This window comes from Paenibacillus dauci, assembly GCF_000971985.1.
In the GTDB taxonomy this organism is placed as follows: Bacteria; Bacillota; Bacilli; order Paenibacillales; family Paenibacillaceae; genus Saccharibacillus; species Saccharibacillus dauci.
In genome coordinates, this window is record NZ_KQ040799.1 from 1 (window position 1) to 22,806 (window position 22,806).

The following is a 22,806-nucleotide window of genomic DNA, read 5'->3' on the forward strand; positions in this document are numbered from 1 at the left end:
CGTATCTCTCGGTGACAACTTTTATATCTTATCATGTTAGCAACCATTCTGTCAACATCTTTTTTTGAAGAAGTTTTGAATGACGCTTCAGCACTAATGTACTGTTGTTTATGATGATAACCGGCTATTTCTTGGCCGGAATTAGAGTATAGCATGCCAGCAATTTAGATGCAACTACTTTTTTAAATTAATTTCGGACTACTTGAATCAATTATTATTCCAATGAATCTTTATTATAGGCTATATAATGAAAGAGTAAATACATTCTACTTTCTATATTACAATCACACCAGCTAAATACGCTACTTATTTGGAACTTTGATTGCATATCCGCTCTCACTTCTATTCTTTTTGGACTGTAATTCTCTATCTTCTAGATCTACATCTAGAGCGGATCTGTCATTCTATTTTATTACATCTCTATACTAACGTTTTGACATTCTTTTATCCCTTTCTTCTATAAGATATAGATTTTAGTCTCATATATAGATTATATAGATCGTAAATGATGCTGACTTGGATGAGTCTGTTCGATTTTCTTTACCCTACTCGTGTACAATGATTTGATTATGGATCACATCCATATATGATGAAGAAACAATCTGGTGTTGGTGAAGCTTTTTATTCAGAGATAGCCATTTTATTCTCTCTGCTATATGAATTTTGAAACGTGTTATAACGAGACCGGTTTAAGCATGGTATTTTTCGTCCTTTGTGTATTTCGTTATATTAAAAGTTCTACAAGTACAACATAGTCTACTACTTTGCAATTGAGGAGGATCATTTATGCATTCTTTGACACGTCCTATTTGGCAGGCGATGAGTGAACAGGAGCAGGAAGAGGCTTTGTACCATCTGTTGTCTACCTTGCCGGAAGGATTTACTTTGGAGCATCTACAGCGCTTTGAACGATATGGACAGCAATTTGTAACTGGCATTTATAATTACAAAGGGAAAGAGTTTGTATTTGTACCGGGGGACACGGTTACTCTGGGCTGGAATAATGGTATGGGACAAATGGATGCACGAACTCGCGAAGATCTGGCTGAAGCAATGGTGGAAATAGAACGTACTTTATCCGAGGCAGATGAATTGTTAAATACATTGATGTCTCCGGTACGTGAAGTAACGATCGCCCCTATGATGGTAGAGCGATATCCCCAATCGATCGGATGGATCGAAGTCACTCTGGCTGACCTAGACCCTGAAGAGGATGCAGAGATTATTGCAGAACTGCATTCTTTTGAAGAATCCGGGCTGAATAGTTACGAAGTTTATGAAGATTATCGGCTTGAGCGTGAAGGCGAGCAGATTCGTATTTATCTGTTTGATGAGACAGAGCAATTCGAAGACTGGTCTGTAGAGCATCTGCAGCCTTCTTTTTCCATACTTAATGAAGACGAGTGGGAATATCTCTATGGTGGCGGGAGTCGAAAGCTATTTCCCTGGGGAGACAGCTTTGACTATACGATGAATGTGAAGCACTTTGGTAATCTGGATGATAGCAGCTCTAACCATGGGTCAGAAAATAGCAGTAAGAAGCAGTTGTATCATCTGGAATTGCCAAATGTCTTTGGAATTTGCTTTCTCGGTGATCCTTATCAGGTTGAGCTGACGGTCGAGGGCGATCATATTCGCGCAAAAGGTGGAGATGGCGGAGCGGGAATATGCGGCGGGCTCGGTATTGTTCTGGGTTATCTGCCGGTTGCAACGTATTACCGGAATTTATATGAGGATGCACTGGAGTGGACGGAACTGATCGGATATATGCATTATCGACGCATTATTCGATTGGGCTGATGATGGGCTGTTTGTATTGTATATATTCATAAGCAGTTGAGTGATACTTATCGCGCTAAGTAAATACGGATTAAGCCTAGGGTTCGTTCATTTAAGGTTCGTTCATTTGTGGTTCGTTCATTCGGAGTCGTTCATAGTATTGGTTTATCTAGCGTTTGTTCATTTAGAAATAGTCTATTTGGACTTTATTTGTTTAATGTTTGTTCATGCAAAGATCGCTTACTCTGAGTTTCTTCGTCTAGCAAGTCATTTAATAAGTCGTTCGCTTTATAAATATGTTGAACGTATTGGAGTTGGTAATGCTGCGATTGTAGAGGATTCTGACGATATAGCCTGTTTTCAAAATCAAAAAAGCCGCCCTTCTGTATGTTGGTAACATAAGAAGGGCGGCTTTTTTAATAATATAAAAACTGTTCAACAAGAAATGGATCAATCCGTGAAGGTTTCTTGCTCGTAACGATCTATTATAATGCGCAGCTTCCGACTTATTCGGAACCAAGGAATATATAACGGCAAATTACGATAACAGCCAGAATCCATATCAGCCAATGTACTTTTACTTTGTGACCTGTAAAGACATTGCAGAAGAATCCCAAAATTACATAAGCAACGATACCCGCAGAGATACCATTTGCAATACCATTGGTAAATGGCATAAAAATAATGGTCAGGAAGGCCGGAAAAGCCTGCATAAAGTCATCCCATACAATATGACGGACCTGGCTCATCATCAGTACACCCACGATAACGAGCGCCGGAGCTGTAGCTGCCGAAGGAACCATAAGCGCCAGCGGAGCAATAAACAGCGCCAGGATAAACAGAACACCTGTCGTTACTGCTGTCAGACCTGTACGTCCACCTGCTGCAACACCAGAAGTACTTTCTACATAAGAAGTAATTGTACTCGTACCCAGCACGGCACCTGCACTGACACCAACTGCATCAACAAGCATGGCTTTGCTGACTTTTTTCTCGCCTTCTTTGCGATTCTTGAACAGACCTGCACGCTCTGCTGTACCTACAAGCGTACCGAATGTATCAAACAGCTCTACAAACGTAAAGATAAAGACAATCTCGAACAGTCCGAGACCAACCGCGCCCTTAATATCCAGCTGACCGACAGCCAGATTATCAAATGAAGGAAGCCACTCTGCATGAGACAAGGAACTTACATCCGTCAGACCCATCGGAATTCCGATCAGTGTCAGCACAATAATACCAATCAACAGTGCTCCGCGAATACGCATAACCATCAGAACACCAATAACGAACAGACCGATCAGCGACAGCAACGTATCTTTGTTATGAACAAAATCACCCAATGCCAGCTGGAAGTTACTGCCTCTAACCGTAACTGGACTTGCCAACTGGCTCACATCTGTAATTCCGGTTACGGTAGCCGATACAGAAATAACATTCCCCAGCTTCAGACCGACAATCGTAACAAACAATCCGATCCCGACTGTAATTGCCATTTTGATCGACTGTGGAACAGCGACCAGCAGTAGCTGCCTTACTCGTGTAATCGTCAGAATGATAAAGATAATACCGGACAGGAATACGGCTCCAAGAGCTGCCTGCCAGGTAATCATACCGTTGGAACCCAGTACAACAGTCATGAAGTACGCATTAAGCCCCATTCCTGGTGCCAGTGCTACCGGAATATTGGCGAACAATCCCATCAGGATCGTTACCAGACCTGCACCTACAGCTGTTGCGAAAAATACGCCCTGTGCTGGAATGCCTGCTCCATCCGGTCCAAGAAACAAGTTGTTAACGAACAAGATATACGCCATGGTAATAAAGGTAGTCAGACCCGCGATCAGCTCTGTTTTGACATTCGTGCCATGCTCCCGCAGTTTAAAGAAACGCTCCATTGTTATACTTTTCCCCCTCTTGGAAATAAATAAAGAAAACGACAAAAACCCCGATGGTATTGATGCTCATCGGGGTCTCATGGGTCAGTAACTAAACGTTCCTTTTGCTTATCCACTATTAAAGTGAAAATTCACTGTAATAAAAGACAAACCAAAAGAACGCTGACAGTTACCAAATTCCGTAGAGAGATCATTCCGGTGATCACGTAGAGACTCCTGCGCCAATTCGCAGGATTATACGAATATGTTAATATGTCGAATACTTTATAATACATCCGCGTTTCATGTTGTTTTTGTAGAAGAATTGCTTTACTGGTTACATTCTAGGGGACGATAATATCGTTGTCAATCTAAAAATACGAATATTGATTTGCAAGCGTATGCATATTGTTCGGCAATAATATTTTCCACTAAAAACAGGAAAACGTATGATTATTTTGGTAATGAATACTGCGTTACTTTTTTGGAAACCATCAGAAAAATGCAGCACAAAGCCCGCTTTGTTTTTCCATGATTAGAATACTATTGTGTATTCCACATGAAAGACAAAACGGGCGGATAGAACAATAGAACAATAGAACAATCAAGTGTACTTGCAAACAAATGGTATATGGATCCGGATCAGAATCCCAGACCTTACCATGTCCACTTATGGAAAAGGATCACTGCATACGGCAGCTTAGAACGTATTACTGCAATTTGCCCTGCAGTTCCCATACTTCGGAAGCTCCTGGAGTCTCGCCGGATGTCCACCATCTGGCTTTGTACGTACGTCCTTCATGACTGACCAGATCACCACCTACATAGATTGCTGTCGGACTCCAAGCATTAGCGGACGGATCGCCCGGTTCCTGAGGATCCGGTTCTGTCGGTGTAGTTCCTCCCTGTCCATTTACATTCACATCAATTACCTGGTAAAAGGCATTGCCTGTATCGTAGATATCCCATACGCCGAGAATGACATGGTAACCGTTACGATCGGATGGCACATTGATAGTATGGGACACCGTCTTGGCTGGCTTGGCTCCTTTGTCATCAATATAGGCGATTCGTTCCAGCGAGCTGCGTGTCAGTGGTTGGTTAGGATTCCAGCCTGGCTTGGTCATGTAATACTGCCAGCCGGTTGTCGCATGCTGGGCAGTCAGGTTCCAGGTGATGTTCAGTGCTCCTGTTTTGATATCGGTCTTGTGCCAGCGGGTAGCGGTCTGATCATCGAGTGGAGAGAATCCGGCTAATGCGCCACTGGCAATTTTGCCATCTATAGGACCTGCGTTCGGGAAGCCTTTGGGTGCTTCAATACTTTGTGGTTCATATTGGGCGCTACCTACATTGGTATTCAGACCAACAGCATTGGAACCCTTGTAAGCGCGGCTGGCCGGCTGTGAAATATATCCATGAGCAAAGACTGACGTACTCAGAATCATCATGCAAGTACTTGCTGCAACAACGGCGGTCAGGGTTTTTCTCAATTTCATTGTATTCCCTCCAAATTATATGGTATTGGATCGTACTGTTATTTAGACGAGCTGCCAGACTTCTGCCTGTCCCGGTGTCTCTCCGGTAGTCCACCATCTTGCTTTGTACGTCTTACCGTTGTAGCTTACAGTGTCTCCACCCAGGTAGATCGCGGAAGCACTCCATGCTTTGGCACCTGGTTGTTCCGGCTGCGGCTGTGGATCAGGTTGTGGATTAGGAGGATTGGTAACGCTACCATAAATCAGATTGTTATAGGATTGAGAGAACTTTTGATTGTAAGGGTTTCCTGCAGCGTTACTGCCCAGATCCCAGTTAATCGACCAGGTCATCACACCTTTGAGCGGCTGACCTTTGGCTGCCAGATCAGTGAACACTTTGTATACGACCTGAGGATCTTTGACTTCTCCGTTACCTGCACCATCTGCATTAGCTGGGAGACCCAACACCAGTTTATTCGCCGGAATCTGCAGGAAACCCCGTGTACCATGGATCAATGAATCCGACATATAATAGAGGAAGTTGTACTTGTCCGCATCCGAATTCTGGGATACCCACTTATTCACTTCATCGACCCAGAGTCCGTCACCTGCCTGGTTATACAGCTGGGGAGCAATGTAATCGTAATACCCTGCCAGACTGGTCAGATACGGCTCATACGCACCACCTGGCTTTAAGTAAGGAAATTCCGGTGCCATCGTAATGAGGAAAGTTTTGCCTTGTGCTTTGTAATGGTCTTTGACGATCTTGAGAGCAGCTGGAATAACCGTCGTATTGGCTCCTGCCTTAATGGCATTCTGCTCCAGATCAATATCCAGTCCATCAAATCCGTACATATCGACTAGACGAATGATTTCATTCGCAAATGCCTGTTCCTGCCCTGCACTCAATTGAACATGTGCATCTGCACCGCCCAGTGACAGAATCACCGCTGTACCTCTGGCATTCAGTGTACCCACCTGCTGGCGGAATGCTGCATCTGAAATATTCTCCGGCTTAAACGTCGGAATACCCGATCCGGTCATAAAAGCTACCGTTACCACATTATAGGCAGCTGGAGATTCACTCAGCTGAATCGTACGGGAAGAACCACCGGCATATCCATCCCCTTTGGAAGAAGACCAGTTCTGCCAGTACCCTACCATAACTTTCTTGCCAGCAATACTTGGCATGGCAGCAGCACTATCTTCTGCTGCATATCCGCTTGGAGCGGCCATTCCCAGCATGGAGCAGGTCATTACACCTGCCAGAAGCCATTTGCCTAATTTACGTGTACGTATTACGGTCATTGTATGCACTCCTTCAGTGATAGTATGTGATCGTAAAATCGCTGACATCAAGACACCTGTTCCCCCGTAAATCTGCTGTTATGTATCCCTCCTCTTTCCTCCATCATGATGTTGGTTACATCATTCATTATAATGTTTAAACGATGAAAAACTTATGTATATCCGCATATTTGGAGACGAAGTCATGAAGGACGTCAACTCGTATGCGCATATTCTTCCATTTCCTATCCTTTATCTACTCTGGAAGGCAAAATAGCTCACTTAACATGCGGAATTTAGCGTAACAGCGCTGGGCTTTGTCCGTTTGCCCAAGCTGCTCATAACTGTATCCACACTCATAATAGAGCCCTTCCAGACGATGACAAAATCGATGATCTTCGCAGTAACGTATTCCCTGGGACGCATATTCAATCGCCAGCCGGTAATCTTCGCTGGCATTATATGCTCTCGCCAGACAATAAAACACCTGGGGAAAGCGATAATCCAATTCACTGTATTGATGAAGAGCCTGACGACATTTGTGCAGCCAACTGATACAGGATCGAAGATGACCCTGAAGTGCATATCCGGAAGCCATTGCAAGAATCACTTCAACTTCATGGAGAGCAGGCAGACGATCCGTATGATAGGTCAGCTGCAGCGCTTGCTGTATCATCTGAAATCCATGCGAAATCTGGCCCAGCTGCAGATAAGCGTATCCTTTTTGACAAAGAATAAATTGCTGATCAATTATGGATGGACGTTCCGTCTCCTCCATCTGGCAGTGCTCAATATAATCGATCAGTTCCGGATACATCTGCTGGCGATGCAGATAGGTAATATTTTTGCGGATGGTCTGCATTTCGCTGATCTGGTCCTGAGCCATATCATAGAATATACGTACATCGACACCGCACTTGCGGGCAATACGGTACAGAATATCTGCCGAGACGGATTCCACTCCTTTCTCAATCCGGCTAATCTGGGACTGGTTGCAAATACCGAGTGCCAGCTGCTGCTGGGTCATGCCACGCTGCTGTCGTACTTCGCGGATACGTTGACCGATATAGCGATAATCAAGCGCACTGTCGCCGATGAGATCCATTGTTATTCATCTCCTTTGCCGATAGATTGTCTCCTCTCTATGTTATATGCAGCAGCAGATGGGGATAATGTGTAAAAGTACGTAGATAAGGTGGAATTCTGCGGGTTTTATCGTGACTGTATGTATAACATTAAAGATGTATATGTGGTATTTCCAGATTCGTTATCATTATATATAGACTTATAAACCAGTATATATCCGAAAAATAATATATGAATAAACACTCATATTTATCGTTATTGTTATATAAATAACAATATGGAAAGAGCGTTTACATATAGGCAAAAGACTTAATTCAGTATTATTCCAAGTGTGATTTTCGTTATTCTTGTTTGTAAGAGTAGCTTTTTCTAGTCAGGGCAATGACGAGGATAGAATTGGAGGATGTATACGCTGGAGAAATAAGATCACTATACATAACAAAAACCGCCTATGTGATCTCAGACGGTTTTGTGGTCCTATCAAAATAATTTGTGATAAATGGATACTTAGAAATCTACAGATTGCTAATCTAGTGTGTTGTAGCATGCTGACTGTACACCATGATTCACTGCTTATGTTCTTCGTATCAAGGATAATCCATGGTACCTTTCACAGCGATATGTCTGCCTTTGCGATTTTCGAGTACTTTGACATTCACCATACTGCCTTCCTGAAACCGCGGTCGGTGGATCGTATATACAGTTACAATTACTGCTGTATCGAACGGTAGCTGGGTGGGCTTCTCGATTCGCAGATCCAGCCGCAGCTCCGGCTGACCCATCTCGTATTTACCGGTAGGTTCTACATTCAGAATGCGTCCACGCGCCGTATAACCATCCTGGATAATACGCTCGACCGGGTTCTGACGCTTCTGCAATGCAGGCAGAACGATACCTGCCAGTATGAATACAATAAATAGCAGAATACAGCTGACGACAAGCGTCATAGGGTCCATACTTGTCACCTCTTTGCCAATCGGCGTTCGTTATTAATCCACATTCTGAATCTCGAAATGGTAAAAGACTGTATCAAATCCCTTATCCATCGGACTCGCCGAATAGATGCCTACCTGCAGCGGTTGTCCCGGCGGACAATCCAGATGGGTCATACGCAGCTGCTCCCAATCCCCGGCTACACTGGCACTTCCCGTACGAAAGTAAACAAAAAAATCATTACCTTCCCGTCTTACCCGGAATGACAGACGCTGCTCGAAAATGCTGCTATCCATATTGCGAGTGGACCAGTCCGAATAACTCCGCTGGGTTACGACTACGCCCAGATGCGAAGGTTCATCCGGAATATACTCGATCGATGTCTTGATCCAGTTAGCCGAATCGATCCCGATAAAAATACCGGATTGGTCATATGTCCGCTGGGGATGCATCTGCAGCTCGGCGACTGCTTCGAAATTGCCCTTGATCTCATCATATAGTACATGCCCGTTATATCGTTCAAACCCATAATAGGTTCTCATCCAGAAATCTGTATCCGGCCGACTGCGCAGCAGCAGATGGTCCTGTTCTACCACCTTGTGCTCCGGTGGGAACATCTCCTGCAGACGATCTATATGATGCGGAATATACTGCATACCATCACCTCATTTAAAAGAAATTACTCTTACAGAAATACATATCTCCATACAATCACGAAAACGCTATCACTGTGTATATTACCAGATTAACCGCGTATTTGTACGTGAAAATATTCTCTCACTTTCTCTGGTTGATTCTGGCTTGTCATTTACATTCGTATAGTGCTTATATTCAGCGCCAGTCTTGGTTAATCCGTAGACTTGAATCCCTGTGTAGATTAACCGCGGAACAGACTACCCAATCAACGTATGGGAATAGTGTGTGCCTAGACAGCTTCCTTTTCTCTAAACCTATCTGAATCTATAAGAATACTGATAAGATGTCTAATAAAGAAAACGTAACGCCTTTTGAGCGGGATAACCTTTCAAAAAAGCGGTAAAAAGAGTATCTTAGATATAGACTGGAATCAGCGAATTGCTGTTTGTCCAAAAAAAGAGTTAAAGGTGTGCGATACGTGCGAATCAATAAATATATTAGCGAATCCGGCATTACTTCCCGCCGGGGAGCAGACAAATGGATCAATGAAGGCCGGGTAACGATCAATGGTGCCGTGGCAGAACTGGGCAGCCAGGTCGAAGCCGGAGACGATGTACGAGTAGATGGCAAGCCAATCAAGGTAGAACAGGAAAATGTATATATTGCGCTGAACAAGCCTGTAGGCATTACGAGCACAACAGAGCGTCATATCAAAGGGAATATCGTGGATTTTGTTAATCATCCGCTGCGTATTTTCCATATTGGACGTCTGGATAAAGACTCGGATGGGCTGATTCTGCTCACCAATGACGGGGATATCGTCAATGAGATCCTGCGCGCCGAGAACAAACATGAAAAAGAATATATCGTGACAGTGGATCGACCAATCACTCAGGCATTCCTTAATAAAATGGCATCGGGCGTCGAGATTCTGGATACGGTTACCCTGCCATGCAAAGTCACCCAACAGTCCAAATATGTATTCAAAATTATCCTGACTCAGGGGCTGAATCGCCAGATCCGCCGTATGTGTTCGGCGCTTGGTTATGAAGTTCATGGACTGCGCCGTACCCGGATCATGAATATTCACCTGGGCAATCTGTCGATCGGTCAATGGCGCGATCTGACTCCTGCCGAGCTGGATCAGCTGTTCCGCGATCTGGATTATACGCCAAAATCACACTAATTCGATGTTGGATGCTACTTTATTTCCAAAAAGTATCTGCAAAATGAACAACGCAAAAAGCTGCTTCCGGTAACAGGAGCAGCTTTTTTGATGTGTATTTATTCTTGTTCGGACATACCGTGTAGGCACTTCTTATAGATATATACCCTATGGAAATGTCGAGAGACACACCATGGCAGTTAACGTGATGCAGAACAGAACTCTTCACGAACGGAGTCTGTGACTGCGATCTTATTTATAAAAGACTTTATCTACATTGTACTTGGCTTGGAGACTGTTGATGATATACGTCTCGTAAATCTCGCGTTCAGTTGGGTCTTCCACAATACATACGTCGATACGGGTAACCTCGTCACGGTGATCTTTGATTGGAGAAACGGTATCTTCAAAGTGCTTTTTGATGCGTGGTCTGAGTTTGCGGGCTTTACCGACAAACAGCAGTTCATCTTGTTTGTTGTAGAACATGTAGATGCCGCCTACTTCGCGGGAGATCAGGTGAAAATCGGTAAATCCGTAGATATGGCTAAGTTCTGGATTAATCTGTTTAGTAATCGATACGTTAGGCGTAGGAATGGTAATCTGGATCAATTGCGGTTCACTTCCTTATTCAATATAGGTGTTCATCCTACCATAAATAGGGCGGGATTGATATCATCGATTGAAATATCCGTGTATAAAATGTTTCTCTATTCGAACAATTGGGATGGGGTGTTTATTGTCAACGAATAAGAGATGGGTTGTGCTTGCGGCAATCGCTCCGAAAAGGGATAGGACACGTCCTTCGGTTAAGGCTGGAGATCATGAATTTTGATTAGTAACAGATGATCTCCAGCCTTAAAGGTCGTCCTTTGTCCTATTCCCTTTCCTGCGCTACATGGTTGATGCAGCATGAGCTGGCTCGATCACTGGCTAATTGTACATAACCTGCTCACTGTTTACTGTAGCCATGCAGACGGAGTTCGCCGGAGATGTATTCGCCGAGGTAGATATCGGACAAACTATTGTACTTACGCTGCTTGATCTGGGCTTCGAGCCAGTGAATGTCTTTGTCGATCAAATCCAGTACATCCTGGTTAGCCTGACCGTCGACGATAATCGGGTAACGGATATTCTCGTCGCCGTACTGGATGATAGTGAGCTGTCCGTTCTGCTCCATGATCGCTCGTTTGACATGATTGATCTCGTAAATGCCGGCAGAGCGTAATTTGAACATAAGTTCATTGGCAGACATGCCGCAGCGCAGACAAGCACCGACTTCGACACTACCATTGACGACTAGGGTAACCGGTCTACCGTCGACAACACGTTTGACATAACGATTGTGTTCTTTGAGAAATTTGATAATAAATACGAGCAGGGTCCAGATAATCAGGACGAGGAAAAATTGCAGCGGTGTGACTGCTTCGTTATAGATCACACCGCCAATAATGCCGCCGAGCACATAATTCTGTACCTGATCCATCGCCGAAGTGGGTGCCAGGTTGCCTTTGCCCATCAGATTAATCTGGAAAATCAGACATAGAATCCCGAGTGCCAGCTTGATCATGACTGGATAATAAGTGTCCATCTATCAGCTTTCTCTCCTTTCGAATTCGTCTTTTATTTGTCGATCAACTGGATATGGGGATTTACCAGATATACATCCTGAAGAGTATAAGCGTTCATATCCGAGGTGAAATGGACCGTATAGTATTTATCCTGCGCTTTGAGAATAATGCCATCGCTGAGAGTTGTGGCATTGACGCTAAGGGTTGTCTCGTCCAGCTGCTGATCCTTGGCCATCTGGTGCATAAATTGTACCATCTGAGAATATTTGGAATACGTACTCTGGTCCCGGGTGTAGTCGGAGTACTGCACACCGATCAGGAAGACAATCACCAGCAGCAAAATGATGCTAAGATCGCGGTATTTGGTCTGGATCCGGTGGCGCAGGTAGAGTGAAAATACAATGAGTAGAATGATCAGGGCAACGAAGATAAAGATATATTTTAGATAGAGATTGATGGTGGATTGCCCTTCCAGGTAGGTGATCGTGTAGAAGTTCATCCTGGGTCTCCTTTTATAGGTTAAATTTGAATACATCTTATTCATATCTATCAATATATAGTGCATACCTCTGAAATCAGAAGTATAGCGTAACATTTGCTGTTCTATATTATTGCTGCTTAGCTAGCATGGATTCTATATCTGTATCGGATATAACGATAGTGCATGTTAGCCTTCATGTTGCAAGCTAAACGGTATAATCCTTATTGCATTCAGCTATTTCCCATAATTAAAATAGCGATCACCAACCATTACGCATCTATAAAAAGCTGGATATCTTCCGTATCTATTGTCCGCACTTATTCGTTTGCTTGGATAGGAGCATACTTCGAAAAAGTAGATTCACCTTCTCCTCATAAACAGACAGAATTCGTATAACCGTTATCATTCAGACGAGATATCTGTTAAACACGCAAGTAGATTACATCGTGAAGGGAGCCTATTTTATGCAAATTGCTCAAGGGGTTCACATGCTTAAATTGCAGATCTACTCTTTTGGTGGTCATCAGGAATTGAATCCTACTCTTATATGGGATTCAGATTATACGGTGCTTATTGATACGGGGACACCTGGACAGCTGGAATCCATACAAATAGCCATGAACAATGCAGGAGTCTCTTTTGATCAACTCAATGTGATTATTCTGACCCACCAGGATATTGATCATATTGGCAGTCTTCCCGAAATTCTGCATGCCTCTTCCTCGCCTATTGAAGTATATGCCCACATAATCGAAAAACCATATATCGAGGGAGAGATACCACTTTTAAAAGCCAATCTGGACAGTATGGCCTGGCAATTGGAAAGTATACCACTGAAAGATCGCCAGGAAATCGTGAATCAAGTTCAGCATGCTGCAAAAAGCAGAGTGAGCCAAACACTCGTTGGCGGAGAACTTCTTCCGTTTTGTGGAGGAATCCAGGTGATTCATACGCCAGGGCATACACCGGGACATATCAGTCTTTATTTAAAGAAAAGCAAAACACTTGTCGCCGGAGATTCCATGTATAGTGTAGAAGGTATGTTACAAGGACCTCATACTCTTTCTACTCCCGATATGGATATCGCTCTCCATTCCATCGTCAGCTATATAAATCTGGATATTGAAAATGTAATTTGTTATAACGGAGGGTTGAGCCAAGCCAATCTCCAGCAGCAGCTAAACTGTATCGTTAATAAGAAATAAGTTTCTACTATTTATCTTCAAGTTATAAAGAACCCTGTAACCTCCATAGGTATAGGGTTCTTTTCGTTTCATAATGCAATCTAGATGATCAGCTTTCCGATTCGGCAATCCTTTTTAGCTCCTCGGCACGTACAATTAGAAAGCGTGTCATATATCTTTTCAGAAATAAAAAGTCAGCAAGATTGCCCAGTATTCCCAGAGGTGATCGGTACTCAAAATGGTCTTTCATGACCGTTCCTCCACCAAGCTTGATAAATTTGTGAGTATGGGTAAAGGAATGAAACGCGCCACTAACCATCACATCCACAAAAATATGCGGCTTCTCCATATGTATAATTTTTGCTGTTAACTGCTGACGGATACCAAAATGAACAGCTTCCCATGTGACTTCATCGCCGTTCTCTAGATAACCACTGATTTTGCCCTGTACTGCTTTCTCCTGAGTAGCCGTTGTTGTCTGCATATGTATATCCACACTTCGAGCAAGATCAAAGCAGCGTTCAACCGGTGCTTCGATATAGATGGTATTCATAATGATAGGCATGATACGACTCCTTTGTTAATGGATAAAATAAAAAAAGCAGTCTGGCATGAGACCAGACTGCCCTTTGAAGTTAATATCTGTTTAAATCCTATTCCCACTCAATCGTTGCTGGTGGTTTCGAAGTAATATCATACACAATCCGGTTGACGTTATCCACTTCGTTAACGATACGTACGGAGATTTTCTCCAGTACATCCCATGGAATACGTGCCCAGTCTGCAGTCATACCGTCAATGGATGTTACGGCGCGGATACCTACCGTGTAGGAATACGTACGTGCATCACCCATAACGCCTACGCTCTTCATGTTCGGCAGCGCTGTGAAGTACTGCCAGATTTCGTTGTCCAGACCAGCCTTGGCGATTTCTTCGCGCAGAATGTAGTCGGAATCACGAACGATTTGCAGTTTGTCTTCCGTTACTTCACCAAGCACACGGATCGCCAGACCTGGACCCGGGAATGGCTGACGCCATACGATCGCGCGTGGCAGACCGCATTCTTCGCCGACTTTACGTACTTCGTCTTTGAATAGTGCTTTCAGTGGCTCGATCAGTTCAAATTCCATATCTTCCGGCAGACCGCCGACGTTATGGTGAGATTTGATCGTCTGTGCTGTAGCGGTTCCGCTCTCTACGATATCCGTATACAGTGTTCCCTGTGCCAGATACGCAAAGTCGCCCAGCTTTTTGGATTCTTCGTCAAATACATAGATAAACTCGTTACCGATGATTTTACGTTTTTGCTCCGGATCGTCTACGCCTGCCAGTTTGGACAGGAAGCGCTCCTGTGCATCGATTTTAACTACTTTCATATCGAATTTGCCGACAAACGTCTCCATTACGCTCTCAGCTTCACCTTTGCGCAGCAGACCATGGTCGATAAACATACAGGTCAGCTGATCGCCGATCGCTTTGTGCAGCAGGATCGCTACAACAGAAGAATCGACACCGCCGCTCAGTGCGCACAGTACGTTCTTGTTGCCTACCTGCTCGCGGATTTCCTTGATGGTATCCTCGATGAATGTCTGCATGCTCCACTCGCCGTGGCACTGACATACTTCGTACAGGAAGTTGCGGATCATTTCGTTACCAAATACAGAGTGGCGCACTTCCGGGTGGAATTGTACCGCATACAGATGACGCTCTGCATTGCTCATCGCAGCGATCGGTGCGGACTCAGTGCTTGCATCTACGACAAACCCTTCTGGCAGACCGACAACATGGTCACCATGGCTCATCCATACCGTGTGGCTGGATTCCATGCCTTTGTTCAGTGCGCAGTGCGGCATGAAGTCTACATCGGACTTGCCGTACTCGCGCTTGGCGGAACGTTCTACTTTACCGGACAGTTGTTGAGCCATTAGCTGCATACCATAACAGATACCGAAGATTGGCACATTCAGATCATAGATTGCCGGATCGACATGCGGTGCATCTTCCGCGTATACGCTGGATGGGCCGCCGGAGAAGATAATACCTTTTGGAGCCAGCTCACGGATTTTCTCGACAGGGGTGTTGAACGGCAGTAACTCACTGTATACCCCGAGATCACGGATACGTCTTGCAATTAGCTGATTATATTGTCCACCAAAATCAAGGACAACGATTATTTCATTTGGACTGTTCATTCATGTGCCTCCCACTTTTCAATGAGTCTAATTATACCTATGTGCAAAAGAGACCGTCAAGGCTTAAAGCCTTATGATTTCAGCATTTTTCAAAAATTTGCAATCTGATTTTCATATTGCGGAGAAATAGGCAAATAGACAGGAAGTACAGGCGGTCTGTCTATCCAATAGTCTGCACGTTGTCCGTCTCCAGTGGACGCTCTGCCGGTAGACTTTGACTTACAAGAACGATTAATATATAAAGATACCGTTATAGTAAAAATATAACAGAAAATAGACAAAACGTTGAGCGCATTATTTTGCCACCGGTCTTAACCGATATAGAGAGCATATGGCAAAATAAGACGATATTACAACTTGGCATGGGGGCAATCTATGGGATTCATGGACTATCTACAATCACTGTTTACCGAGCATGGCTACCTGGTGTTATTCCTGGGGCTGCTGCTTGAATTTGTTGCGCTACCTTTTCCCGGAGAGACGATGATGGCGTACGCGGGTTATTTATCGTATATGGGAACTCATAATTTCGCGTTGGTCTTACTATGTGCTTTTGCAGGCACCACGATCGGGATGACCATCACATATTTTATCGGTAAAAAAGCGGGTTTGCCCTTTATGCGCAGATACGGTAAATGGATGCTGCTGCCGGAACACAAACTCGATAAAGCGCAAAAATGGTTCGGCAAGTATGGCTACACGCTCGTATTTGTAGGTTATTTTATACCGGGTGTGCGGCATTTTACAGGGTATTTCTCTGGTATTATGAACTACAAGTTCTGGCGTTTCGCTGCCTATGCCTATAGCGGTGCGCTAATTTGGGTCGGCTTATTCGTAGCACTCGGGAAGATTTTTGGGCCGCAGTGGTCGATGATCTTCCACTGGATTCACGACTATTCGTTTGAAGCGATAGCGATTCTGGTGGGACTGGTGCTAGCAGTGGTCATTGTGAAGTATCGCAGATGGCTGGGGATTCAGTTGGTGAACCGATTTGGGAAAAAGAAGCCGGATGATTCGGCGGAGAAATAGAATTTTCTGAAGTTGAAATATTTTATTCTGCATTAATAAATAAACTGACTATGTATTACAATAAAGAAGCTATTCTCATAATGAGAATAGCTTCTTTATTGTAATACATTTTATTGAACATTGTGTCGCTTACTTCGCACATTTAAAATCAAAAATGCAAACATTAATAAATATGAAATATTTCTGAAGTATACAAAATACATATTATCTGTGGATATTAATAATGATACTACAATACCTGATACCACTATCCCTAAATTTTCTAATTTATGAGGTTTCGCTCTGGGATTAAATACTCTAAAAGCAAGAATTACCAGTATAAAAACCATATAAACAGTTACAAAATATATCATTTTCTGCTCCTTTCTTATAGTCTAATTTGTTAGGTTTTTAAATTTTAGCTATATAATTATATGCCTTTGACAATTGAGTATTGCAATTTTTATAAGAGTTGTAAGCAGTTGTAGCAGCGGTAGCAACTGCTCCTCCTGCTACTATAGCTCCGATTATAGTCTCAACTGTAACTGCTCCTCCTGCTGCAGCGATTCCAGCAGCATTAATTGAAGCCCACATAGTATTGTAGCTAGAAGAAAAGCTATCGATTGCAGATTTTGCATTTGATACATAACTGTTATTAATATTTCCTGTTGCTTGAATATGACTTCCTGAAGCTTTGAGCGTAGCAGAAAGTTCACTATAAGTAGACAGTGTATACGTAGTATAGTTTCCATAATAATGGCTGATTGCAGGTATTCCTCCGTTATCAGATGCAGCTACAGCCGAAGTGCTAAAGCTATCTATTTGAGGCTGAGAGTCCATAGCTACAGGTTGTGAAAGTTCTTTATTAGTTAATTTTTTGCCATTAACTATGTACTCGCCATCTTTAGTTTTTTCAATAGTATAGGTATTAGAGTTATCTTGTAAGTCTACATCCTCAGCAGCTTCAGAATTAATATCAAAATAATGTGTACTTACTGTTACGTTAACTACAATCTCCTCATTTTTAACTGCTCTAGAATATAAAGTAGTAATTTTTTGCTTTGCGATCGCCTGTCCACTTACGATCACGTCTTGTGTAACACTGTTACTTAAATCCTGATCAGCAACACTTTGAACATTATTCTCAGCAGCAAAAGCCTCAACACCAGTATTCAATACCGTAATAGCAGCAGTTAGAGCAATAAATATTTTTTGTATTTTCAAATTAAAACCTCCAATTTTTTTTGGATACATGATCCATATATACATATTGACATAAAAAATATATTTAAAAAATAAACCAATATAAGCATTTTTATATACTATTGGTGTAATTTTACCTAACCCTTTGTGTTCAGAAAATAAATATCATGTTATTTTTTGTCGAAAAAAAACCCCTTTTTTATTAAAGGGGTTTTAAAAATACATTTATAATTATTTAATAGCCTCCAGTACTTTCTCAATATGCCCTTTCACCTTTACATTGCGCCATTCCTGCTGCAGGTTACCCTCTTCGTCAATTAGAAAAGTAGAACGTACGATACCTTCGTACTCTTTGCCGTACATTTTTTTCAATTGCCATACGCCGTATGCTTCTGCAACAGCATGGTCGGGATCGGAGAGCAACGGAAACGGAAGCTCATGTTTGGCAGCGAATTTGTCATGGGAGGTTGCGCTGTCCGGGCTAATGCCCAGCACGACAGCACCATATTGCTCATAACCTGCCGTACTATCGCGGAAATCGCAGGCCTGCTGGGTGCAGCCGGTCGTATTGTCTTTCGGATAAAAGTACAGGACTACCTTCTTGCCGCGGTAATCGCTAAGAGAAATTTCACGTCCTTCAGACGCTTCCAGTGTAAAATCGGGGACAGGCTGTCCCAGTTGCAGTTCGCTCATGTCTTGGACTCCTTTGAATAATTAGAATATGGGTGTAAATGAGAGTTATTTTACAATCAGCACCGGACAATGGGCTCGCTTGACTACTTTGTGGCTGACACTGCCCAGTACAAACTCCTGCAGTGCGTTCAGTCCGCGTGTTCCGATGATGATTAGATCAGTGTGGTGCTTCTGTGCATACTGGACAATCGACGGTCCTGGATCGCCGTTAATAATGGTAATTCGGGGATGCAGACCCGCTGCGGTCAGTAATTGCGCTACAGGCTGCAACTTTTGCCGACGATTGTATTCGATCTCCTCATGGGTATGGGAATGCAGCACCTCGTCTTTTACTTTGGACGGATCAACCGCATACAGAATCTCAATCACTGCTTTCGGTGCTACCGCTGCGATTTTGACCATTTCCGCCGCAGCACGAATCGAATTCTCCGATCCATCAGCTGCGAGTACAATATGCTGATACATAACACTCACCCCTGTTCATATGAATGATCTGATATGCCTACAATAATACTGTACCCGTTTTGCTCGTGTAAGTCATTTATTCATATACATTGCCGCAGACAATGGGATAGCACTTCTGAGTATTTATTTCAGAGGGTTATTTCCCTACTCTAAGTGCCACGTACAAGATCATTCCCAATACTGATGATCCGATATCATTGTATATTGATTGATCACGAAAGTGTAATCAAAATCAATTATTGTTCTTGGAAATGTAGTAAACAACTTGATTGCAATCAATATGTAATAACCGATCCGTTCACGGATGATAAGGTTTCTGAACGAAAAATTAAATTTCTTAGTTACCTTCCATTAACAACGCTATCTCACTCCCATATTTATTATTTTATTTCAATAATATATTTTTTTATAAAAAATACTAAATTATTGCTTTTTTCTTCCGACATATAAGAGCGGAGAATCACATCTGTTCTCCAACAACAGCAATGCCAAAACATAATATACAATGAGGAGCACTTACTTTGAAATTAGTAAATCGTCAGAAATTAATCGCTACAGCTATCATCCTGGGTATTACCGCAACTCCCTTTACATCATCTCCCTGGTTATCTACATCCACAGCTTTTGCTGCTCAAGCGGATACAGCTTCGATGGCTGAAGTACGTACGCTTGGATTGATGACAGGTGGAGCCAAAGGCGATTTTATGCCTGATAAAGTACTTACGCGTGCTGAAATGGCCAAAATTCTGTGCAATATATTTGAACTGAATGTTAAATCCGAATCCAAAACCTCCTATCTGGATGTATCCTCAGCCAATTGGAGTGCACCTTATATTGAAGCTGTTCAGGCTGCCGGTTACATGCAGGGCAATGGCGAACTGTTTTACCCGAATCAAGCGGTAACCCGTCAGGAACTGATCACTTCCCTGGTGAAAGCGATGGATCTGCATAGTGAATCGACAGACAGCTCCTCTCCAAGCGCGATAGATATTGCACGTTCGTATGGACTGGCTATCGCAGATAACAATGCTGATGCCAATGCACCGCTGAGCCGCAAAACTAGTGCCGATCTATTTATCCAGCTATTGGATCATCCGGTAGGTCAGGTAGATGCGCAGGGCAGTACAGTGCGTGTCGGTAATATTCCTTACAAAGTAGATGGTGATCTGCAAGGTTTGTTTGGTATCGAGAACGGTAGTGTTCTAAAAGGAGCCAAATTAAACATCGACCGCAGCCAGCGGACCGTAACGAATATCAACACGATTGAATTGAATAGTAACGGCGGCGTTTTTGATGGTAAAGGCATTTCCTTTAGCGGAAACCTGATCGTTAATGGCTCAGTGACTCTCAAAAATATCCATTCTACCGGTAATCTGCAAATCAATGGAGACCAAGGCTCCAAACTGACAGCAAAGCTGGATAACAGCAGCTGGGGCAATGTAATGATCTCCTCGATGGATTCGATCCTGCAAGCATCCGGCAGCTCCAAAGTCGGAAAACTGACGCTGAGCAATACAGCAACTGTACAGACAGAAGATACCGCGTCAATTCAGCAGCTCACGATTCAGCCGGATCTGAAAAAGCTTACCCTGAATGGTGCAGTCGATGTATTGGACGCTTCGCTGTATAATGGCAGCCCTCTTGTGACGCTGCAGCCAGCTGCTGTAGTGGGTAACATTACCCTGTCCAAGGATAAATCAGCCAACGACGTTATTCTTAACTATGGTGCCCAGAAATCAGCGGTATCCATGATCAATGGTACCAAAAACACCGAGAATCCTGCTCCTGCTGCCAATACGACTAGCAGCACCAAGAAAAAGGACAAGGATAAAGAAAAAGATCAGGAAATCATCGGGCTGGATGTCTCCGGGCTGATGGCAGGCATCGAAAAAGCAAATGATCTGCTGCTCAAGCCCCAAGAGATGCCGAGACTTGATGAAGAACCGGGACCTTGGGACGGTATGCTGAAACAAGCGATAGGCAATGCAACAGACGCATTAAATAAAACAGATAGTACCCAGCAGGATGTGGATACAGCTGTACTGGAATTGAACGCATCGATGGAACGATATATCTCTTCCCAAACATCACTATCCAACTTTTTCGATTTCGTAATGACTGTTCGCCATATACCTATCAATTATACAGATGTAGGCCGTTTCACTTTCAAAGACCGTATGAACAATTTTGAAAAAGATTATTACAATCCGCTGACGACAAAAGCCCAATTTGACGAGTATATCGCAATCGTTGACGAGATGAGAACGCAATTTGAATTGATTCAGGATGTAGACTTTACGGAGTTGAACCAGAAATTGCAATACATCCAGGATCTTTCTCATTCTCCATTCAATCCCGAAGGCGCGTCAAAACTGTTAAGTCTTTATGATCGTTATACCAATAAAATGCATCAAGCCATGACGCAGGATCAGGTGAATAGTCTGCTTCAACAACTGACAGAAGAACTGAGTTCCAGTGGCGGTGGTATTAGTCATCAAGAAGAACCAGAGGAAAGCTACCGGGATAAATTAGAATTGTTAACTGGCAAAGTGGATACGGTTCTCTATGATGCCAATGACCATTTACAGTTCTACATGCCGAAAGAATTCCCTATCATTAATGAAGCATTGCAACAAGGCAATTCGGTGCTTAGAGGTCAGAACACAAGTATTAGTGATGAAGAAGCCTTTAACCAACTGAATCAAGCATGGAGTACGTTCCGAGTGGCTTATGATCTGAAACTTAACGATCTGCGCAGCCGTCTTAACGAACAGATTATCTCTATTGATAATATTACCAAACAAAATGACAACGGCTTGAGTGAAGAAAGTATTCAGCAACTACTCTCCCTACAGTCAAGAGCACAACAAGCGCTGAATGATCGCTATTCCAGTGTCAGTTTGTTGGGTTCCTTTCAAAACATGATTGATCAGGAACTAAAAAATGCCCAGCCTAAAAACACAACACGCCTACTCGATCTTATCGAGCAATCGAAAATGGAATATAAGCATTATGAAAAATACCATGGTAACGACTATGAGCCAGGTAGCTATAAAGATAATAAGTATTTTTATTATATGTTCACTGATGCAGAACATCTGGTAAACGATAAAAAAGCGACGCAAGACCAGCTTGATCATTACGAAATCAGATTAAAGTTAGCACTTGATGATTACAGCACAGACTGGATTCTTCCTCATATGATCCAGGATGCTTTGCATAAAGCTTATATGGATATGGATAATGCCCGTAACACATCGGATGAATATTATGTAAATCTGCAAAATGCTGCAAATGATTTGCAAGACGCTACAAACAATCTGGAGTCTAATGATGTTCCTTTTGTTGAATTACGGAAACTGTATATTAATCTATTCGAAGCAGATCGTACATTTGTAGCGCATCAAGCAGAAATTAACGAAATTCCGGAAGACTCCGCTCCAGAAAATTCTTCCGAAACGCCTGTTGCTGATCCGAGCCCATCTGCTCCAACTTCCGGTACAGAAGAAACCACGCCTGCTTCTGGAACAGAAACAGCACCTGCTACCGAAACGCCAGCTACACAGAAGCCTGCAACAGAGACAACACCAGATTCCGGCAGTGGGCAGACTTCGCAGCCTGTAGAAAACAACCAGCCGCCAACTTCGTTTGAGCCTGCCGATCAGCACTACGATTATTCTGCACCACCGCAAAACAACCAAACCGAAGCTGCCGCACCAACACCGGTCATTGCAGCAGAACCGGAAACTACAGAAGCTCCGTAAACGGTTTACA

General features: G+C 43.2%; 19 protein-coding genes, 1 pseudogene and 1 riboswitch. Of the genes and pseudogenes, 5 read left to right on the forward strand and 15 right to left on the reverse strand.

The genetic code is table 11. The features are described 5' to 3' along the window. Positions 1–786: 786 nt before the first annotated feature. Positions 787–1,800 (forward strand): hypothetical protein, encoded by a 1,014-nt coding sequence (locus WH46_RS03490; RefSeq protein WP_046225766.1) that lies wholly within the window; start codon positions 787–789, stop codon positions 1,798–1,800. 485 nt (positions 1,801–2,285) lie between these two features. Here the strand turns inward: WH46_RS03490 and WH46_RS03495 are convergent, their stop codons facing one another. The 7 genes and pseudogenes from WH46_RS03495 to WH46_RS03520 all read right to left on the reverse strand — a co-directional run bounded on the left by WH46_RS03495 (position 2,286) and on the right by WH46_RS03520 (position 9,093). Beyond that, on the reverse strand, positions 2,286–3,677 hold the full coding sequence (locus tag WH46_RS03495; RefSeq protein ID WP_046225767.1) for an NCS2 family permease: 1,392 nt from the start codon (positions 3,675–3,677) through the stop codon (positions 2,286–2,288). Positions 3,678–3,839: 162 nt separating this feature from the next. Next, positions 3,840–3,939, reverse strand: a riboswitch (purine riboswitch). Between the two features lie 427 nt (positions 3,940–4,366). After that, a complete protein-coding gene (locus WH46_RS03500; protein WP_046225768.1) occupies positions 4,367–5,152 on the reverse strand; it encodes a lytic polysaccharide monooxygenase in 786 nt (261 codons plus the stop codon). A gap of 42 nt (positions 5,153–5,194) precedes the next feature. Continuing rightward, positions 5,195–5,398 (reverse strand): carbohydrate-binding protein, encoded by a 204-nt coding sequence (locus WH46_RS24470; RefSeq protein WP_269430597.1) that lies wholly within the window; start codon positions 5,396–5,398, stop codon positions 5,195–5,197. Next, positions 5,393–6,439 (reverse strand): annotated as a pseudogene (locus WH46_RS03505) (chitinase); the annotation flags it as partial. The pseudogene WH46_RS03505 and the gene WH46_RS24470, both read right to left, overlap by 6 nt. Positions 6,440–6,674: 235 nt before the next feature. Then, positions 6,675–7,523, reverse strand: a complete 849-nt coding sequence (locus WH46_RS03510) for a helix-turn-helix domain-containing protein (RefSeq protein ID WP_046225769.1) — start codon at positions 7,521–7,523, stop codon at positions 6,675–6,677. Positions 7,524–8,091: 568 nt separating this feature from the next. Continuing rightward, positions 8,092–8,460, reverse strand: a complete 369-nt coding sequence (locus WH46_RS03515) for a hypothetical protein (protein WP_017812707.1) — start codon at positions 8,458–8,460, stop codon at positions 8,092–8,094. 33 nt (positions 8,461–8,493) lie between these two features. Then, on the reverse strand, positions 8,494–9,093 hold the full coding sequence (locus WH46_RS03520) for a DUF1349 domain-containing protein (RefSeq protein ID WP_046225770.1): 600 nt from the start codon (positions 9,091–9,093) through the stop codon (positions 8,494–8,496). 458 nt (positions 9,094–9,551) lie between these two features. Between WH46_RS03520 and rluF the strand changes: the two genes are divergently transcribed. Continuing rightward, positions 9,552–10,259 (forward strand): 23S rRNA pseudouridine(2604) synthase RluF, encoded by a 708-nt coding sequence (rluF, locus tag WH46_RS03525; protein ID WP_017812705.1) that lies wholly within the window; start codon positions 9,552–9,554, stop codon positions 10,257–10,259. A 231-nt stretch (positions 10,260–10,490) separates the two neighbouring features. On the opposite strand, the gene WH46_RS03530 is transcribed toward rluF, so the two are convergent. From WH46_RS03530 to WH46_RS03540, 3 genes are all read right to left on the reverse strand, one after another. Next, complete coding sequence (locus WH46_RS03530; RefSeq protein WP_017812704.1) at positions 10,491–10,847, reverse strand: nucleotide excision repair endonuclease; 357 nt, start codon at positions 10,845–10,847, stop codon at positions 10,491–10,493. A gap of 340 nt (positions 10,848–11,187) precedes the next feature. Then, a complete protein-coding gene (locus WH46_RS03535; protein ID WP_017812703.1) occupies positions 11,188–11,826 on the reverse strand; it encodes a DUF421 domain-containing protein in 639 nt (212 codons plus the stop codon). A 32-nt stretch (positions 11,827–11,858) separates the two neighbouring features. Then, positions 11,859–12,305 carry a DUF3290 domain-containing protein gene (locus tag WH46_RS03540; protein WP_017812702.1) on the reverse strand — a complete coding sequence of 149 codons (447 nt, stop codon included), beginning with the start codon at positions 12,303–12,305 and terminating at the stop codon, positions 11,859–11,861. Positions 12,306–12,751: 446 nt separating this feature from the next. On the opposite strand from WH46_RS03540, the gene WH46_RS03545 reads away from it, so the two are divergent. Then, complete coding sequence (locus tag WH46_RS03545; RefSeq protein WP_017812701.1) at positions 12,752–13,492, forward strand: MBL fold metallo-hydrolase; 741 nt, start codon at positions 12,752–12,754, stop codon at positions 13,490–13,492. Positions 13,493–13,580: 88 nt separating this feature from the next. Here WH46_RS03545 and WH46_RS03550 read toward each other — a convergent pair whose 3' ends face one another. Both WH46_RS03550 and guaA read right to left on the reverse strand, forming a co-directional pair. Next, on the reverse strand, positions 13,581–14,036 hold the full coding sequence (locus WH46_RS03550; protein WP_017812700.1) for an SRPBCC family protein: 456 nt from the start codon (positions 14,034–14,036) through the stop codon (positions 13,581–13,583). Between the two features lie 88 nt (positions 14,037–14,124). Beyond that, positions 14,125–15,663 carry a glutamine-hydrolyzing GMP synthase gene (gene guaA, locus WH46_RS03555; protein WP_017812699.1) on the reverse strand — a complete coding sequence of 513 codons (1,539 nt, stop codon included), beginning with the start codon at positions 15,661–15,663 and terminating at the stop codon, positions 14,125–14,127. A gap of 375 nt (positions 15,664–16,038) precedes the next feature. Here guaA and WH46_RS03560 point away from each other — a divergent pair, with 375 nt between their 5' ends. After that, positions 16,039–16,692: a DedA family protein gene (locus WH46_RS03560; protein WP_046225771.1), complete on the forward strand. Its 654-nt coding sequence runs from the start codon at positions 16,039–16,041 to the stop codon at positions 16,690–16,692. A gap of 390 nt (positions 16,693–17,082) precedes the next feature. Here the strand turns inward: WH46_RS03560 and WH46_RS03565 are convergent, their stop codons facing one another. From WH46_RS03565 to WH46_RS03575, 3 genes are all read right to left on the reverse strand, one after another. Continuing rightward, complete coding sequence (locus tag WH46_RS03565) at positions 17,083–17,895, reverse strand: hypothetical protein (protein ID WP_046225772.1); 813 nt, start codon at positions 17,893–17,895, stop codon at positions 17,083–17,085. A gap of 210 nt (positions 17,896–18,105) precedes the next feature. Then, the gene (gene bcp / locus WH46_RS03570) at positions 18,106–18,567 is read right to left on the reverse strand and encodes a thioredoxin-dependent thiol peroxidase (protein WP_046225773.1); all 462 of its coding nucleotides are present in this window, start codon (positions 18,565–18,567) and stop codon (positions 18,106–18,108) included. A 45-nt stretch (positions 18,568–18,612) separates the two neighbouring features. Further along, entirely contained in the window at positions 18,613–19,032 is a 420-nt protein-coding gene (locus WH46_RS03575; protein WP_046225774.1) for a universal stress protein, read from the reverse strand. 521 nt (positions 19,033–19,553) lie between these two features. Here WH46_RS03575 and WH46_RS23240 point away from each other — a divergent pair. Beyond that, complete coding sequence (locus WH46_RS23240; RefSeq protein ID WP_052714101.1) at positions 19,554–22,796, forward strand: S-layer homology domain-containing protein; 3,243 nt, start codon at positions 19,554–19,556, stop codon at positions 22,794–22,796. Positions 22,797–22,806 lie beyond the last annotated feature (10 nt).